Origin of the sequence: Martelella alba (assembly GCF_005217455.1) — a bacterium.
Classification (GTDB): Bacteria; Pseudomonadota; Gammaproteobacteria; order Enterobacterales; family Enterobacteriaceae; genus Acerihabitans.
In genome coordinates this window covers 22662-39088 of record NZ_SZPQ01000042.1, presented here as the reverse complement: position 1 = coordinate 39088, position 16427 = coordinate 22662, and the positions used below count along the sequence as shown (strand labels likewise).

Here is a 16427-nt window from a genome sequence, read left to right as displayed (position 1 = left end):
GTGTTAGACATGTATCCAAGCCTATCTCTTAAGTTAAGAGACTTCTACTGTCTGGTTTCGCAGGGGGCCTACTCATCTTTATGAAAAGATACTGTTCGTGAGAAAATTCATCTTTATTTTCATGAGCTATCTTTTTCCATTCAGCATTAAATTTTTGTGTCCCAACCTGCAAACCAGTGAATCTATTTTTATATTTTGACTGCTGAATATAATCTTGAACAACGCCTAATTTAGAAGATAATTGATAACATCCATACGAAGCTCCACCATGATCCCCTCTGCCTGAAGACACAACGCCAGGTCCTCTTCCACCTGACTCATAGTGTTCTGACGTTGTACCGAGCACCCACAACTTAGCATTCATAGCAATAGCATCCAGAAAAACCAGCGGGTGCATATGCCACTGATTTTCTACCATGCGCGGCACCCGGTGCATCCAGCGCATGTCCGTCAGAACCTTCACCGTGTAGGCGTACCATTCCGGTGATTCCTTCTTCATCGTGGGGGACAGGAACGATTTCCAGATCGGATCTTCCGACGAGTAGTACCACTCACAGGGATGTTTCACGCATAGATGGTACAGGTGAACGCGCATTGACGGGTTCTGCACCGCCCGCCGGTATTGTTCCAGGTTATACCGGGGAGATTTCGCGTCATCAATCTGGTTCAGCAGTTGCCGGTAGTTGAACGCAATCCCTTTGCTGTAGGGCTGCCCGTCATTGTCCGCCACGCTGAAAAAACGCGCAAAAATCGTCTTCACCAGTCCTTTCGGCGGCGTCTTCCCATCGAGATGGTCAAAGCTCGCCGGGCTGTCTTCTGTCGCCTCAAACCCCCGACCGGCCAGATCGTACCGGGACAGCAGCTGCACATCCGACTCCGCCAGCAGCCCGCGCGACGGCCCGTCCGGCCAGTAGCGTTTACCCTCCTTGTCCGTCACCGCCTGACCGGACAGCGCCATCACCGTTTCGGTCTGCGTGGTTATCAGGCCCTTTTGTATTTTCCCGCCGCTGAATTGCAGGTATACCGGTATGCCCTTCGGACAGCGGGCAAAAACAGGCGTGTCGCGCCCCACGCCTTCCGGGTTGCTCAGGAAGCGCGGCAGGTCATCCGTGGTCAGGCATTCGATATGCACCTGATAGCGTTTTTCATGTCCGTCCTCTGTGGGAACCTGAAAATAGCCCAGATGGCCCACCGGGTCCCCGGCCTTAATCGGATAGGGGTCAGGACACACCACCGTATCAAACTGCACGGTTTCGCGTGACGGCGGCAGGAACGGCGACCACCACGCCGGGCGGACGGCGCTGTCGCGGGCCGGAGCCAGATTCCCCCTGTCGCATACCGTCCACACCCGGTCCCCGGCGTTCAGGCGCATGCTGCCCGTGACCGGCTCCGCCAGCGTGACATGCGCATACTGCCGCCCGTTGCTCCCGGTCATCGTGTCAGCGCCGACCGTTTTATCCCATGTCACCCGCGTACCGGATGGCAGCTCCGCCGCCACCCACTGCCGGGTCGCGTCCACATACGCCTTCAGGTGCTGGCCGTCAGCCACTTTAAACGCCGTGCTGTCCTGCTCCGGGTAAGCCAGCCAGGGCGCGAGATGCATGTACAGGGTATAAAAAGTCAGCCCGCTTTCTGCCGTTTTCCCTGGCTGAACACGGTGGCGAATAAGCACAAAAGACCCGGAGTAGCGTAAATCCCCCCAGTACCACGGCACGCTGAGGTAATCCCGGTTAATCCGGTAGGCCACCACCTCACCGTCCGCCATGCAGCGCACGGCCTGCTCCCCCTTAAACGGCACCGGAAAATCCACCGCCTCATTCATCGCCTGACCGCTGAGCGCACACCACGGCGTGGTGGCATCACTGATGTGGATACCGCCGTGCCACATGCCATTGCGGCCAATCAGCCAGTGCCCGGCGGCCTCGACCTCCAGATGCGCCAGCATCTCCTCCAGGTTACTGAACTCCCCGCCCCGGTTATTTTTCGGCACCGGCCAGCGGATAGTCGGGAACTGCTGGCTGTTTTCCGGCTTCGACATAGAAAATCCTTTTGCTATGTGGTTAAATAACAGCTCATCATACATCGGATGATGCTTAACCAAAATTTACCTTGTCCCTTGTCAACGGCGATTCAAAATGAATACATGGACTACCTCCAAGCAGTCCAGGTTTTCGTCCGTAACCCCTTTTTTTTGTCTGCGCCGGCACCGGTTTCCCCTCCGCTTTCGCCTGTTTACGCCACGTATAGAGGGTAGCTTCCGATATCCCTTCCTGTTGTGCAAGTGCGGTAACGGTCATGTTGTAAGGCGGAAGTAATTTGGCCAACACGACGGCTTTACGTTCCGGTGAATAGCGTTTCATAACAGACTCCGTCGCCCCCATAAAGATTTTCAGTTTGGGGTGTCAACTATCCTGCCAGAGGGGGTTAATCAGACATCCTCGCTATTCTTGCTCCAATCAGATCTGGCAGTCATCTCAGGGCATGAAGTGGACATTACAAACATTATAGTGCGTTGATTTACGAGAGTAGGTCAAATTAGAACATTGTAAGAAGATGGTTAGATAAAAAGGAGGATATTTTTTACCAAGTATAGATATTCAATCCGAAATAATTATTCCCCCTATTAAGTCTATCATCATTTCTGACATTAGCTGATAAAACACATTAGAAACTTAACATCTAGATTAAACCGACATTCATATTCAATATTGATATTATTATTGATTGGAATGATGTTTTATTGGACATAAAGGTAGATTAATTTGATGGGGTCAGAAACCTACCTTGGATATTATGTTTACATCATTCACTATCGTCGTTGTGTCCAGGACGGCCCCATCGGCAGTTGGCTATTACCATGACCACTATTACCGACGTGAGAAGGATTCATTGGTACATTAGGCATGCGGATATTGACTGGACCATGATCTATCAAACGGAGGGCCACATTTTGCGCGGCAGCGGTTCCCGCGCCAGCCAGAGCCCCAGGGAGACCAAGCGGTGCTCCTCCCGCTGCTCCAATCGCCATGTCACGTGTTACAGAACATAGTAATTGCCTGTTATCAGAGCCTGTATTACATCTAAACATAGATTAAATCCTTTTTTTAATAAAGCGATATATGCAACACGTAATAATTGCACTTAGCATGGTAATAAAGGAAGAATAGAAAAAACTTAAGACCTCTTTCTGGCGGATATTATCAAAATCCAACCCTCTTCCACATAGATAAATATAAATATTCACAAGAAATGGGCCTAAAAAAATTGTAAAATATAAATATTTTAATGATTTTTTTGTCATTAAATTTATACATAAAAATGAAAGCACATACGTTAAAGGAGTAAAAATATTGAATTCCATAATTAATCACGTGATCTAATCCAAAGTTAGCGTTAGTCTAGTATGATTGATGAACAAAGTGAAATTGAAGATTTTTTGTAAAGATATCCATTTCAATTCTATGCACTTTTTTGAAATTTTAAGGTAACTTCTATGCAATTATTATTATTACTACCGACATTGATGCCGACATCCTCTCGTTTATATTCTATCCAGAAATGGCACATTTTTCTCAAGCTGGGCAGGAAAAACAGGGTGGGGGCACAAATGGGAGCATGTTTAAAGATGAAACATAAAAAATACCATATATTTCAATGTATAACTAGATTACGTTCTGTTCCTAATATCGCTCGACCTGCCGGCCGGAATGAAACCGGAATCGCGGCGCGCCGCCTTAAAAAAACCTGTATCCGGATCCAGCATCCGTTTAGGCGAGCGGACCTGGCGACGCGGGTAAACACACAAGGCGGTTACGCCGTCTGCGCAGGGCGGATGCCTACCGGGCGCAATCAGGACTGCGCATAAAGTTGCATAAAAGCCCGAGTGGCTGTATTGACTGATGATTCCAGCAAAGTTTCATCGGCGGGAACGCAGTCCAATCCCCACATAATCCTCTCGACGATATCCGCTTCGCACAGCGCTTTAAAATGCAGAGACACTGCCCGCACATCCCCCTGGCGCAGCAAATTTTTCCCCATAAGCTCACCGATGACCTCGCCAATATATCGTAGCGTCTTTTCCGGCCCCAACTCATAGAACAAATTCGCCAGCTCAGGAAAACGGCCGGCTTCACCGATGATCAGGCGATTAAGCGCCACGATATCAGGTTTAGTTACCAAAGCCAGATATGACATTCCTAAATGATTCAAGATATTGGACAACGTCTGGCCTGTCTTTGGGGCATCCAGCAATCGTTCTACCCAGCCTTTACCCACCTCGATGATATAAGCCTCAAAGAGCGCCTCACGGGACGAGAAGTAGTTGTACAGCGTCACTTTGGAACTGGATGCCTCTGCGGCGATGGATTCCATCGTAACCGAAGCAATCCCATGAGTTACAAATAATTTTCCCGCCGCCATGACAAATTGCAGGCGGCGAGCTTCCGTTTTTTTTCGCATCGTATCCTGTCTGCTCTACTAATTGTGAACGATATAGTACAGAAATGTTGATCTTTTAGCTATATTATGAATAAAGTAAACGGGTTCGTTCATTTATCATGTGAAGTTTGCCTATGTTTCCCCCTTTCGGGACCCCGCTCCTGCTCACCACACCACCGCGCCACAGAGGCTAAGGGTGAATAAAAATCAACACGTCGGGCTATCGGCCGATTTTGCCATAGGGACCACGCTGGCCGCTGCGGGCAGCATGCTTTGCGCCACATGGTTGGGGTTTCACTATCCGTGGTGGGCTGCAATGACCGTCTGGCTGGTGGCGCAACCCACCCGCGGACTGATGCTGGAAAGAATGATTGCGCGTTTTGCGGGCAGCACGGTCGGCGCGCTGGTCTTATCCGGGAGTTTGTGGCTGTTCACCGGCTGGCAAACCGGTCCCATCATGGTGATGACCGCCGTGCTGTTTGCCTCGTTGTTTTCCAGCAATCCCCGGGGGAACACGGCCCTTGCCGATGTCCTGCTTGGCACGTTCACCGGGGCGCTGGCGGGTTGCCTGTTCCGGTTGTGGATTTCGCCGAGGCTCAGCCATGATGCCGGGATGCTTGCCGTTATACTTTTCCTGATGGTCGGGGCTTATCTGATGGCATGTCCACGCACCGGTAAAATGGCTATCGACATCAATATGACCTTTCTGCTAGTGACTCAGCCCTTTTCATCCAGCCTGTCTGCCTCGCCCTCCAGCGTGTTGATGCAAGGCGCAGCGCGATGCCATCCAGTTTTACTCTCACAATAACAAACACGCGTTTAACAACCACAAACCCGGCAGATACCTGCGCACAATGCTGGCGGCCCGACGGGTTCAACGCTACCTCACCTGTAACCGGAGTTCATCATGAACACAGACCAACCAACTTACACCGGCCAATACATTAATGGAAAATGGCGCCCCGGTGCATTGGGCACCCCATTAATTGACACTAATCCCTATAATCAGTCAGTGCTGGCCGAAATCGCTCAGGCCAGTCTGGCGGATCTCGACGAGGCCTATCGCAGCGCCGCCATTGCGCAAAAAAGCTGGGCCGAAACAAGTGTTGCCCATCGCACCTCGGTGCTGCTTAACGTCGTGCATATCATGGAGCAACGCCATGACGAAATCGTCAACTGGCTGGTCGACGGTTGTCTTCTGCCGCCGCATGTTTTCATTGATGTGCCGAATCACTCCGACTTTGACCCCGATAACGGCGCGCTCCTCTGCTTTGCGTATGAAGCCACAGGCGACGCCACGCCAGATATCGCCTATTTCGAAATCGGCAATACCGGGGAATTGAGGCGGGAAATCGGGTTTCAGGCGCCTTATGCCGCCATGATCCACGACTTTGCCGTCACACAAAATTACGTCATTTTCCCGATAATCCCGTTAACGGTGGACCTTGGGCGCATGCGAGAAGGCGGGCGGCATTTCCAATGGTAGCCTGACTTGCCGCAGCTTTTCGGTATCCTGCCGCGTCACGGATCGGCACAAGAGATACGCTGGTTTTATGGGCCGGCTAATGGCTTTCAGGGGCATACATTGAATGCCTATGAAGATGGCAATAAAATTTTCGTCGATATGCCGGTCACAAACGGCAACGTCTTTTATTTCTTCCGGATGCCGCTGCACGGAAACTGGTCGGGAGACTGAATCTGACAAAGGACTCAGCCCATAATACAGCGTCTGGGCTGAACAAACCGTTTAATGATATTCGCGGGGTATTTACTGCCCGTATTTACGGGCTTGCCGGGTAATAATTCGGTAAGCTCGAACAAGGATACCTTGCAGGTGTCGTCGTGCCGCACGCAACATAACCGGGTGAGGAAACCCGCTTTTGCCATCTTTTCCCTCTGTGGGTTTGAACGCTGTCTGTCCCGGTTCGACAAAAGTTGGCGGATCCCCACTATCTCTTATTTACCAGGATGTGGTAGTTTTTCTGGATGGAAATATTCAGTTACGCCCTAATCACATTCTCGAGTGCTCGGGGAGGCGTCAAGTATACTCACTGTTCTTTTAACCTCATCTGTAATCCTTCCTGCCATCCCATGAGCGCCTCTTCAACTGTTTTTGCAGGTAAAAATTCTTGTTCCAGACGACCACACGACAAACTGGTTAAGTAGCGATAAAAATCGGCTTCTTCAGGAAGCAGACCCTCAGGTACGGCCTCCTGCGCTTTTACGGGTTCAGGCACGGCGCTGTGGATGGCATAACGCTCAAACGCCTCGTGATTCATAAGCAGAGCATAAAGGGCCGGTCGACAACGCCTGGCCCTCGCCAGCATCAGTAGCCCCCAGCTATCCATATCTCCCCAGTAGGCAATGTGTTTATCGTCCAGAGCAGGGCTGGATAACCACTGAATATCAAGGCCGCAACCCAGGATCGCAATGGTGTCAGATAACGCAGGGAGTTGATGCAGGCACTGTTCGTTTTCAATGACCAATACACGGGAGGCGGTCAATGCTGTTTTCGCCAGCTCCGCTGTTGTCACCCGACATTTTTCAAAAGGAAGCAATCCGGGTGACAACGGCACAACCAGAACCCAATGGCTGGACTCATCAAAAGCATCAAGAAAAGTCGTCAATCCCTGTTCGCTGGCTTCGCCTGAAAAACGCACGTCCAGCAGTTGGGTTAATAACGACATATTAGTTTCAATAAATTTGGTATCCACTCCTTGCCCGGAAAGTAACCTTAATGGCAACCCTTTTGCACAACCCGGCGTTAATCGGCAGGCCAGCCTGGCGGCACTGATAATGTCCTGTGGTTCTTTATTTCGCCAAAGAGAACGATGGCTGACCAGTAGTGGATGGAAAAGGGGATCAACCTGCTCGATAATCTGCTCCAACAAGCGAAAATCCCGGCTCACCACCGGATCCGCCGCCGCGTTGACCCAATCGGAAGGGGTAGTCAGAATCCAGCGTAACGGTAGAAATATGGGGCTGTCACTCGCCCGATAACTGACATTTTCCCATTCGACATGTCCAATCGCAACTTGCCGCCATGATTGCACGTGTCGCAAAACCCCCTGAGGCTGCTCTGCAAAGACTTTGGCCGTAGGTTTACCAATGGACAGACATAGCGGCCAACTGCCGGGCACAAGCAGGCGTTCAGCTCGAAGCGTTGGGTTGTCCCACTGCCGGGAAAGCTTTTTGCGCAATGACTCGGGGGAATACATCCTAGACTTTTTCCCGCCGCTGGCTATGTTGCACAAGCTCTTCCCAACTCAGGGAGGCCATATTCGAATTCTGACCGCGTCGGTGGACGACAATAGCTGAGCGAGTATGATCGCGCAGCAGGCGCATTTCTTTATTGGGCGTGATAAATACCGCGTGTAAGCCAAATTCTCTTAGCGCGGCAATGATCCTACCCGCCACGGCATGAGAGCTACGGGAGAAAGCCTCGTCTAGAATAATGGTGCCAAAGAGCGGATAGCGGCTACCTTTGGGGCAAAGCGCATAGCTGAGTGATGCGGTCAATACGTAAGACGCGATAATCTCTTTTTCCCCGCCACTACCGCCTTGTGAGCCAGTACGCGACTCAATCACATTTCCGCTTAGGCGATCCAATACCGATACGGCAAACTCCAGACGAAAACGCGGATCCAATAACGCCTTCGCCCCCAGAGTGCGATTCCTTTCACAGGCATCCCGGAGCTGACTCACCAAGCCCTGCAGGGCTTTATAATGACTCTCTCCGTCATCATCGACAAACCGGGCGGCATTCAGTTGACGCTGGGTTTTCTCAAGTGTCCGCAGGCTTTCATGGGCCACCTTTTTCGTGTCCAGACGCAGATAGCGACCTGGCTGAAAATCGACTCGGAACATGGTTTCATTGAGTTCGCTAAGGCGTTCCTCAATCATCAAAACCTCATGCTCTATGTGGCTGAGTAGCTGCGTTACGCCGTCGTCGGATGAACGATTCAAATAGTCAAGGAAGCGGTTAAGCTTTTCTGGCAAAGCTTCCTCGGTCAGTTCCTGCAAACGCTGTAAATAGGTCGGAATATCATCCAAGTCGGTTCCCGCTTCAGAAAGCGCGCCGGTATCCACTCTTTTAGCGTCAGACATGCGGCGGATAAGCTCTCCGTTAAGGGAATTCAGCTTTCCTTTGATCCCCTCGATTTCCAACTGGATTTCCCGCGCATGTTGGCGTTCCAGATCGTGTATGCTGGGCAATTGTTCCAATATCATTGTTGGAAAATGTAACGCGCACAAATTTCTTTCTTCATCCCGCATGCCTTGTTGCGCAATTTGTTGGGCTTGATGCTCCGCGACCTGGGCTGATTTTAGCTCTGTATCCAATCTGAAAGTAATTTTACCGGCCGACTTAAGCTGCCTATCCAGTTCATTTTCAACCAATGAAGCCTCATCAAGCTTTGCTTTAGCAACGCTTACGTCGGAATCTGGGCGAGTCAGATTCTTTAGCCGCTCCCGTAGCTGCGCCAACTGGCTCATCGCACCGGGGACGTCGATGCTTTCATAGTCAAGTTGCTGTATTTGCTGATACAAAACTTCCCGACTTTGCAACTGCCGCGCCTCGCCTTTTACAAACTCAAGCGCTTGGCTTGCCGCATTAACTTGCTCCTGAAGCGCGGTAATTTCCAGTGAAAGGAAGTTCAGACGATCGCGGTTATCGAACCCTGTTTGCCAGTCTGCCTCAAGGCGTTTTTGATCCTGTTTGTCGTAAAAACGCTGTTTGCCGGACATTAACCCCTGAACCGTCATGGCATGAGGTGTGTGGCGCAGCCGTTCAGGGCTATCAACACAATGCCTGTCGATAGCCGCCAGCAATGCTTTTACCTCATCTATCCATTGATGTTCTTTCCATTGCAACTTTCGGGTAAAGCCATCGTCGAAAAATTTGACAGGGGAGTGCGGTAATTTTACCTCCAGCAGCCGCACATGCAGGTGATTATGGCGCTGGTTTATCCAGCGCAGCGCGTCTTGCGCGGATTCAGGCGAGACAAGGATTCGTAGCCTGTTACTACCAATGGCGCGCTCAATCGCACCGCGCCATAGCGCTTCTTCTGGTTTAACCTGGATCAGTTCGGCGACGAAAGGCAGTTCAGACTCATCAACGTTCAGCGCGTTTGCCAGCTCGCCGCGAAAAGCCTGATAATTTGCGGGAAGGTTAGAACCCGGACGACGAACGATCTCGGCGCTTTCTGCCTCCAGCTGTCGAAGTTTTTCGGTCATGCCATGATGGAGGGCGCCTTTTTGATAAACCTCGTCCTGTTTCAGTTTTATTTCATCGGTAAGCCGCTGGCGCCGGTCTTCCGCTTCTTGCTGATTCACCTCCAGTTGCTGTCGGCTTAGGTCAGGCGACAGTCCAAGATTGCCGGTTAGTTGTTGATACTGGCGCGCTTGAGTTTCCCGTCTACCGAGCGTTTTTTGCCAGTCGTTAATGCGCGCGTTCAGTTCATCAATATTGGCGCCACCGACTTGGAGATAGCGATGCATGCAGTCGACAACCGCCTTTTTTTGCAAATCGAGCCTGGCCTGTATCTGCTCTTCGCGGACTTCCGCCTCACGGAGCTCTGACTCGAGATGGTTGGCCTTCTCCCGCCAGAGTTGGCTCGCCTGTTGCGCAAACCAGACGGGCAGCAACGATCCCAGCGCCTGTTTGTCATTAAGGTAGTTTTGTTGGGCCTGATACTTAACCCAACTCTGGGCGATGGGCTGTAAGGACTGCTGTTGTTTACGCGCCGTTTCCAGCTCCTGATGAATTTCAGTCAGAGCATCAAAACTATTGGCCACTTCTGTCGCGCGATCAAAAGCGGAATGATCATCCAATACCAGTTCGCGAAAGATCTCATCGATACTGTTTAGCTGTTTTAACCCCGCCGCCCGGTTTAACAGCGTAAACGCGTTTTCCCCCACGTCGAAGAAATCCCGCTGGCGTGCCAGGTACTGCTTTTTATTGGGGTATGTCCAAATCCCGGTCGCTTCTTTTTCCATTTGCCTTAGCAAGCGTATGCCGCCGTCATGGTAAACGTTCAGCCAGTGTTCCAATGTCTGTCCGGGATTATCACTGAACAGCCAAAGCCTTTTCATATCCGTCACGCTGGAACTGGTGGAGTCAAACCACATCAGCGCCCCCAGACGTACCTGTTGGTCTTCGCGTTCCAGCGTTACGGCGATACCGGTCACGGTTTTACCCGGTCTGGCGATGTGCGATTGCCCCTGTCCCCCATCGCCAGGGCCGGATACACCGCGCACATAGGAAATAAGATCCCTATCGCTTTCATGCCCCCCGGTTGAGGCCAGGTTATAGCGGGGATTGGCGCAGAGCAGCGTCATCAATGCATCGACCAGCGTGGTTTTTCCGCTTCCGGTCGGGCCTATCACGGCAGTCCCTTCCTGATGGATCACCGCCTGATGAAATCCTTGAAAACCGCCCCAGTTGAACAGCTCAATACGGGTAAGAATGAAAGATTCCTTTCCTGTCAGGCAAGCCTCCTGATTCATAATTCCTCCTCGCTATCGTCCTTCTCCGAGGCGTCGTTTGGCGAAGTTTGTTGGGCAATTTGTTCTCGCAGCCATGTCAGTAATGATTGAAGATTTATCGGATCGGCAAGGTGGGCAATAATTGGCCGAATAACGATCCGTTCATGGGCATCCGGCGAGGTGACCAACCCATGACCCTTTAATTGATCCAACAGACTTAGCAACCGGGTCCGTTCTTTTGATTCGCTCCCCGGATCGCCAAGATAGATCTGTAACTGAGGAAGGAGATCGTCAATAGCTACCTGCGCTTGGCTGGCGCCGGTTCCACTTTCTTGCTCCCAAGCAACAAAATGCTGGCGTAGTATGGCGACCAGTAATGATTGTTCCAGATTAAGCCGCTGCCGCCTCACCAGGGGATGCGACCATTCGTCCTGTTCTGGCGCTTCATCAAGCCGGACTTTGACATACAGCAGACCACGAATCTCATCAATGCCGACATCCAGATCGAGAGGTTCCAGCGCGCGGGTAACCTCCTCGGGATGTGTCAGTGCGGTACGGTAAAGATTGGGCTTACTGGTCTCTTCCAGTAGGCCGTACTTCAGCAGTTCCTGGGTCGCTTCGCGAATTTTTTTCAGCGTTCGTGTTTCGTTACCGGCCGTACTTTCTTCAACTGGCTCGTCGGCGGCCTCTTCTTCCGGAAGCACGGGTTCACTGTCTGCATAGACAGTAGCGTTCCGGTTGATCAGTTTGTCAAAAAAGCCTGCCATACTTATTGCTCCCAATCAATCTTGATGAATGCCTGGCTTTCCAAACCGGTAGTGGGCAAATTGAATCGCCAGCGGCGGCCCTTTTCGTCACGGAGCTCAGCCAGTTCACGCTGCGAATCAATGATGTCGATGCCGGCTTCCCTCGCCATGCCGATCCAGACGGCGAATGTTTCGAGATCGTGAACAGGGGGCATCAGTTTCGCCAATTCAGCCAGACCAATGGGTCGGTTTTCCTTCGCCAGAACCTGCAACGTCTGATGGACTAGCGCTTCGCGATCGAGACCGTCGAAAGCATCCCAGAAATCATCACCAATCTGCGTTAAATCAGCGGCATGGTTACTGAGATCCAGCGTCTGTTCCGCTTCATCATCCACTTCTTTAAAACGTAAGCGCTCAATGGCAGGGACGCCCGTCACAGCCACGCCCACTGCGGGGAGTGGAACCTCTTGTTTACGAATCATCTGGCGCTGCCAATCGAGCTTTAACGCCAGGTTCATAAACGCGTTAAGCAAATGACCCATACGATGGTGCTCCGCGGCGAGACCTGTTTTCATAAAACCGCGCACATCCCGCTCGCTACGGGCGCGAGCCTGGAGCACGGTTTGCGATTCATCCACCAGTCGTTTGACCAGCCAGCGCAGATCATGTCGTTGTACACGGTTTAGCGCATCGGCCGCTGAAGGATGGCTGAGGATGATCTTCAATCGCTCACTCATTGCAGTCAACTCGACAGACTGACGGAGCTGCTGCTGGAAACTATCGAAGGCTCTTCCTTCAGGGGTATTAAGCAGCGCATCCTGGTCATCGAGCAAACGGTCGACAATATTGCCACGATGATATTGCTCACCGATGATGGATTGACGAAGCGTGCGGTCGGCCTCGCGCCAGGAGTCTTCAACACGACGAAAATCGGCTCTCAGGCTGGAAGCCAAATTAAAGACATCACGAATATGTTCAACAGCCTGATGCGCTTCCAGCACTTCTATATGTCCGGCTTCCGCTTCGCGCAATTCACGCTCCAGTTCGGCAATACGACGGCGCAGGGTTGAAATCCGGTTTGCCGGATTAGGATTAAGGCGAGTCTCCAGGTTTTCAATTTCTCGTTGTACGGTGGACAAACGGGAAGCTGTGGATGTCATGAAACGATTATCCAGCGACTCAACAAACGCAATGGCAACCTCAAGCGCATCGGTGGCGAAGAGACGTCCATCCCGTTCGACAATGAGATGACGTTTTATCCATTCCCGTAGTTCACGGCTGGCCTGTAGCGATGGGTTTTCCAGATTGATGTCGTACTGCTCCCGACCCGCATGCTCGATAAGAATGCCAGTGAGGAACTGAATCGCTTCCTCTAAGGGAATACCATCATGGGATTTTTCAAACAGCGTTTTCAGGCAACTCAGTACCAGCGGGGAACGTCGGGTGGCAAGAAGTATCCAGGCCGGGTGTTGATTTCTCGCTGAAATATAGTTTTCCGTACGCTGCTTTGTATTTTTTTCCATGTTGCGGACCCTCATAGATGCGGGTTGAGATGCACGGACTCAGAGAATTCGCCGTTGTGGATTAGGTTTGTTAACTCCTTGCCTATGTTACAAAAATTATCATTCCAGTACTATGCCGAACCGAAGGAATATCAACATACCGGCAATATTCATCTGATGTAACAACGGTTGGCCGAACAGGATCGGGTTATCCTGGCCCTGTGGGCGTCTCTGGACGAACGCGAAAAAGGGACGGATCGGCTGCTCGGGCATGTTGATCCGGTTTTCCCGCGTCCGTTACGGTATGTCTGCCAATCTGAGTGTTGCCGGTAAATCACGGCCATTGCCTGGTACCACCCACTACAGTCACCGTTTGACATAGGGCGCCTCATTAATGATTTTGCGCAAGATCGGTCAGGCAAGAAAACAGATCTCAGGGCATATTAAGCAGCAAGGAGGAGGCGATGTTCGATGATAAAACCGCTGATTATGCCAGGCGTTTTAATCAGGTCTTTGATTATATTAACTGTCATCTCGATGATCCATTACCGCTGGAGAAACTGAGTGAAGTGGCTCACTATTCCCCTTGTCACTTTCATCGCCAGTTCTCCAGTTATTGTGGGATGCCGCCTGGCCGCTACATTCAGACGATGCGACTGAAACGCGCCTCTTATCGACTGGCCTTCAATACGTTGGAGAAAATCACCGATATCGCGTTCGACGCCGGTTTCCAGCATGCTGAATCATTTAGCCGCGCCTTTCGGCAAATGTTCGGCGTATCGCCGACGCAGTTTCGCCAGCAGCCTACTTGGATAGACTGGCATCAGCGCATCGCAAAACCCCAGATAGCAAGGAGACAATATATGCAGGACCGGGTCAAGATCATCTATTTTCCCGCGACACCCGTTGCCATGCTGACCCATCATGGGCAACCGGAACGGATAAACGAGACGGCGGCCCGCTTTATCGAATGGCGCAAAGCCACGGGTCTTTTGTCTGTTGTCACCGCGTTCGCGGACAGCATCCACTCGCCTTGCGCTTACGATGGATGCGCTGCGTGATTCTCAATAGCTGGCTTTTGTGCCAGCAACCCTGCGAGAGCGATTTGAGCGGGGGTTACGCCCCTCTTTGCGGCGAATTTGTCCAGTAGAGCGACCCGTTTTTCATTGGCTTCAAGGGCCTTTGCAGCAAAGCGCGATAGGTTACTTCGAAAATCATCCTTATAAGGTTTTTCAGTACCCCGTGCGGTTATACTTTAACTATCTTGTTGGCATGGGATTAGTCTTTAGCTGTTGTACGTGGGAAGCTTAACGCATAATGACCTATCCGTTTAACGGGTATGGCAGGTAAATAAATATCGGTTGATAAGGACGTTACTGCCATTAATATGCTAAGAATGATGATAAATGAAAGGCCGGTTGTTTTATAGGGTTAGTGAAAAAACTCAACGGGGTTATCCATTTATCCCAATCGAATGACATAGGGTAAGGCTTAATGGGTTGAAGATAATGTTTCTTAATCGGATAAACGTTTAATCTGGGACTTCTGCCATGGGATGCAAACCGTCAGTCGTGCAATAACGCGTCACGAGGGGTATCGGCTAATGTTTATTTTCCAAGCTCAAGCTCATTAAACGGCGGAATTAAAGCGGCCGCGCTGTCCGCATCGGCATGCGGCACGGTGAGTCTGCTCTGCGCAATGGGGTGATGGTTTTGCGGCTTTATCGGCTCGGTTCTCTCATGGAATTCTTCCTGGAGGTCATGGGGTGTCGTGGCCATGAGGGTTTTCTCGTCAGCACGCCCGGCTTGCGCGCATGCCGGCGCAATTGCCGGCCCTGGCTCAGCGGGTGGTAGATCATCTGAAGATCGGCGGCGAAGCAATTCCTGCACTGTTTGCCTATGCGCCAAGGCCTGGTTTGTTCGTTGCTGAGCCTGAATCCACTGCTGATTGCAATAATCGCGATGTGTCCGGCGGTGATGGATTTCACATTGCAATAATTCAATTTCGTGATGAATATCTGTCAATAAGCAATCTCGTTCTTTTTGCAGTAAAGTGCTATCGGTTTGATTTCCAGCAGACCGGCCAGTGTTTTGCGGCCCTTGGAACGATGTCCTGGCATAGGTATTCTGCGTTTGGGCATACTTTTTTTGCAAGTGTTCCAGCTCGCATTCACTTTTTCTTAGGCGTTGCGCCGCGCTGTTTTTTTCAAACTGCATCTGATGCAAAAGGGACTTACTATCTTCGACTCGTTGTATGGCGCCGAGCAGGGGATTATTGACTTCATAGTCGTTTAATTGCTTTTGATAAAGCGCCTCAAGGCGCTTTGTTTCGCTCAGCCGCCTGAGGCAGCCGGCCTCTTGCCGTTTGACTTCTTCATGCTGGTGACGCAGCGCGTTATGCTCCACAACCAATTCATCCCCCCGGCGGAGATGACTCTTGAACTCAACCATTTCTATTTCTTCAACCTGTTTACCTTTTGTTTTGACCATCCGGCTTGCCAGGTGGCGGGTCGCTTTGGGTATTGCCCCTAATGTGAAGGAAGCTTGGGGTTTTGGTCGCGCGCTTGGCGACACCAGCGTGCCGACTCTCGTTTCTTGGTACAATTGAATGGCTTGCTGATTGCGCTGCATTCTCGCTTCAAGTTCCCGCGTCTGTCGATGCAATGACTCAAGTTTTTCCAAATCAGCGCGATGACTGGCAAGACGTCTGGCATTATGTTTCCTGTTCTCCGCAAAACCGTTTTCGGGAAAGTTATAGGTGTGACGATATTGGCTCGAAAGCAGAGGCGAGGGCAATATCGGCGCCATGGGAAGAAACGTGGAGTAAATGGAATGATTGCCCGCATCATGCAGGTGGTTTTCCAAAGGATGGCATGAAAGCGCCGGATTGATTATGCTGGGAACGCCGCTGGTGGAAGGGGCGGTTATGATCTTATAGATTTCATCCATTCTATTTTTCTTTTCCTTTTCTTTTCCCGAATCATATCTATGAAAGAGGCTTGTCAGTAGAAATAATTAATCACAGGCAGGGTAACAATTCATTCAACCGCACAGTGAAAAGAGGGGACGACGGCACATCGACTCGGCCGCGCCTTTGTAGGGAACGCCGAAATGGCTAATACGGCGAGGGGACGATAGTCCCGCCGCGCCTTGGTCGCGGTGTTGACGCTACTCCCAGGGACGAGGGAAGACAGCCTGTCTTCCCGCCAAGGCTCGCCATTGGCGATAACAGTTGCGTTCCCGAGGGCCTTGCCGCC

10 protein-coding genes and 3 pseudogenes are annotated in these 16427 nt (G+C 51.2%); 3 read left to right on the top strand and 10 right to left on the bottom strand.

Annotated elements, in window-relative coordinates:
- Nucleotides 1-28: 28 nt before the first annotated feature.
- The 4 genes and pseudogenes from FCN80_RS21315 to FCN80_RS21300 form a co-directional block, all read right to left on the bottom strand.
- Nucleotides 29-2038 (bottom strand): VgrG-related protein, encoded by a 2010-nt coding sequence (locus FCN80_RS21315; RefSeq protein ID WP_136992362.1) that lies wholly within the window; start codon nt 2036-2038, stop codon nt 29-31.
- A gap of 151 nt (nt 2039-2189) precedes the next feature.
- Nucleotides 2190-2360, bottom strand: a pseudogene (locus FCN80_RS26970) (transposase); the annotation flags it as partial.
- 449 nt (nt 2361-2809) lie between these two features.
- Complete coding sequence (locus FCN80_RS27635) at nt 2810-3088, bottom strand: E492 group microcin (protein ID WP_136992360.1); 279 nt, start codon at nt 3086-3088, stop codon at nt 2810-2812.
- Nucleotides 3089-3849: 761 nt separating this feature from the next.
- Nucleotides 3850-4458, bottom strand: coding sequence for a TetR/AcrR family transcriptional regulator (locus FCN80_RS21300; RefSeq protein ID WP_136992359.1), 609 nt, complete (start codon nt 4456-4458; stop codon nt 3850-3852).
- A 175-nt stretch (nt 4459-4633) separates the two neighbouring features.
- Here FCN80_RS21300 and FCN80_RS21295 point away from each other — a divergent pair, with 175 nt between their 5' ends.
- Entirely contained in the window at nt 4634-5245 is a 612-nt protein-coding gene (locus FCN80_RS21295; protein WP_136992358.1) for an FUSC family protein, read from the top strand.
- Nucleotides 5246-5344: 99 nt separating this feature from the next.
- A pseudogene (locus tag FCN80_RS21290) lies at nt 5345-6133 on the top strand (aldehyde dehydrogenase family protein).
- Between the two features lie 352 nt (nt 6134-6485).
- Here the strand turns inward: FCN80_RS21290 and FCN80_RS21285 are convergent.
- The 5 genes and pseudogenes from FCN80_RS21285 to FCN80_RS21270 form a co-directional block, all read right to left on the bottom strand.
- The gene (locus FCN80_RS21285) at nt 6486-7655 is read right to left on the bottom strand and encodes a DUF3322 domain-containing protein (RefSeq protein ID WP_136992357.1); all 1170 of its coding nucleotides are present in this window, start codon (nt 7653-7655) and stop codon (nt 6486-6488) included.
- 1 nt (nt 7656) lies between these two features.
- On the bottom strand, nt 7657-10626 hold the full coding sequence (locus FCN80_RS21280; RefSeq protein WP_230492843.1) for an ATP-binding protein: 2970 nt from the start codon (nt 10624-10626) through the stop codon (nt 7657-7659).
- Between the two features lie 114 nt (nt 10627-10740).
- Nucleotides 10741-10944: pseudogene (locus FCN80_RS27505) on the bottom strand (ATP-binding protein); the annotation flags it as partial.
- On the bottom strand, nt 10941-11690 hold the full coding sequence (locus FCN80_RS21275; protein WP_136992355.1) for a DUF4194 domain-containing protein: 750 nt from the start codon (nt 11688-11690) through the stop codon (nt 10941-10943). The pseudogene FCN80_RS27505 and the gene FCN80_RS21275, both read right to left, overlap by 4 nt.
- 2 nt (nt 11691-11692) lie before the next feature.
- Complete coding sequence (locus FCN80_RS21270) at nt 11693-13192, bottom strand: DUF3375 domain-containing protein (RefSeq protein WP_136992354.1); 1500 nt, start codon at nt 13190-13192, stop codon at nt 11693-11695.
- Nucleotides 13193-13635: 443 nt separating this feature from the next.
- On the opposite strand from FCN80_RS21270, the gene FCN80_RS21265 reads away from it, so the two are divergent.
- Complete coding sequence (locus FCN80_RS21265) at nt 13636-14232, top strand: helix-turn-helix domain-containing protein (RefSeq protein ID WP_230492842.1); 597 nt, start codon at nt 13636-13638, stop codon at nt 14230-14232.
- Between the two features lie 546 nt (nt 14233-14778).
- Here the strand turns inward: FCN80_RS21265 and FCN80_RS21255 are convergent.
- A complete protein-coding gene (locus FCN80_RS21255) occupies nt 14779-16119 on the bottom strand; it encodes a hypothetical protein (protein WP_136992353.1) in 1341 nt (446 codons plus the stop codon).
- Nucleotides 16120-16427: the final 308 nt, after the last annotated feature.

Bases quoted from the DNA above. Each gene is read 5' to 3' on its own strand.
- FCN80_RS21255 (WP_136992353.1), bottom strand. From the start codon at position 16,119: ATGGATGAAATCTATAAGATCATAACCGCCCCTTCCACCAGCGGCGTT.
- FCN80_RS21315 (WP_136992362.1), bottom strand. From the start codon at position 2,038: ATGTCGAAGCCGGAAAACAGCCAGCAGTTCCCGACTATCCGCTGGCCG.
- FCN80_RS21275 (WP_136992355.1), bottom strand. From the start codon at position 11,690: ATGGCAGGCTTTTTTGACAAACTGATCAACCGGAACGCTACTGTCTAT.
- FCN80_RS27635 (WP_136992360.1), bottom strand. From the start codon at position 3,088: ATGTTTAGATGTAATACAGGCTCTGATAACAGGCAATTACTATGTTCT.
- FCN80_RS21300 (WP_136992359.1), bottom strand. From the start codon at position 4,458: ATGCGAAAAAAAACGGAAGCTCGCCGCCTGCAATTTGTCATGGCGGCG.
- FCN80_RS21270 (WP_136992354.1), bottom strand. From the start codon at position 13,192: ATGGAAAAAAATACAAAGCAGCGTACGGAAAACTATATTTCAGCGAGA.
- FCN80_RS21285 (WP_136992357.1), bottom strand. From the start codon at position 7,655: ATGTATTCCCCCGAGTCATTGCGCAAAAAGCTTTCCCGGCAGTGGGAC.
- FCN80_RS21265 (WP_230492842.1), top strand. From the start codon at position 13,636: ATGTTCGATGATAAAACCGCTGATTATGCCAGGCGTTTTAATCAGGTC.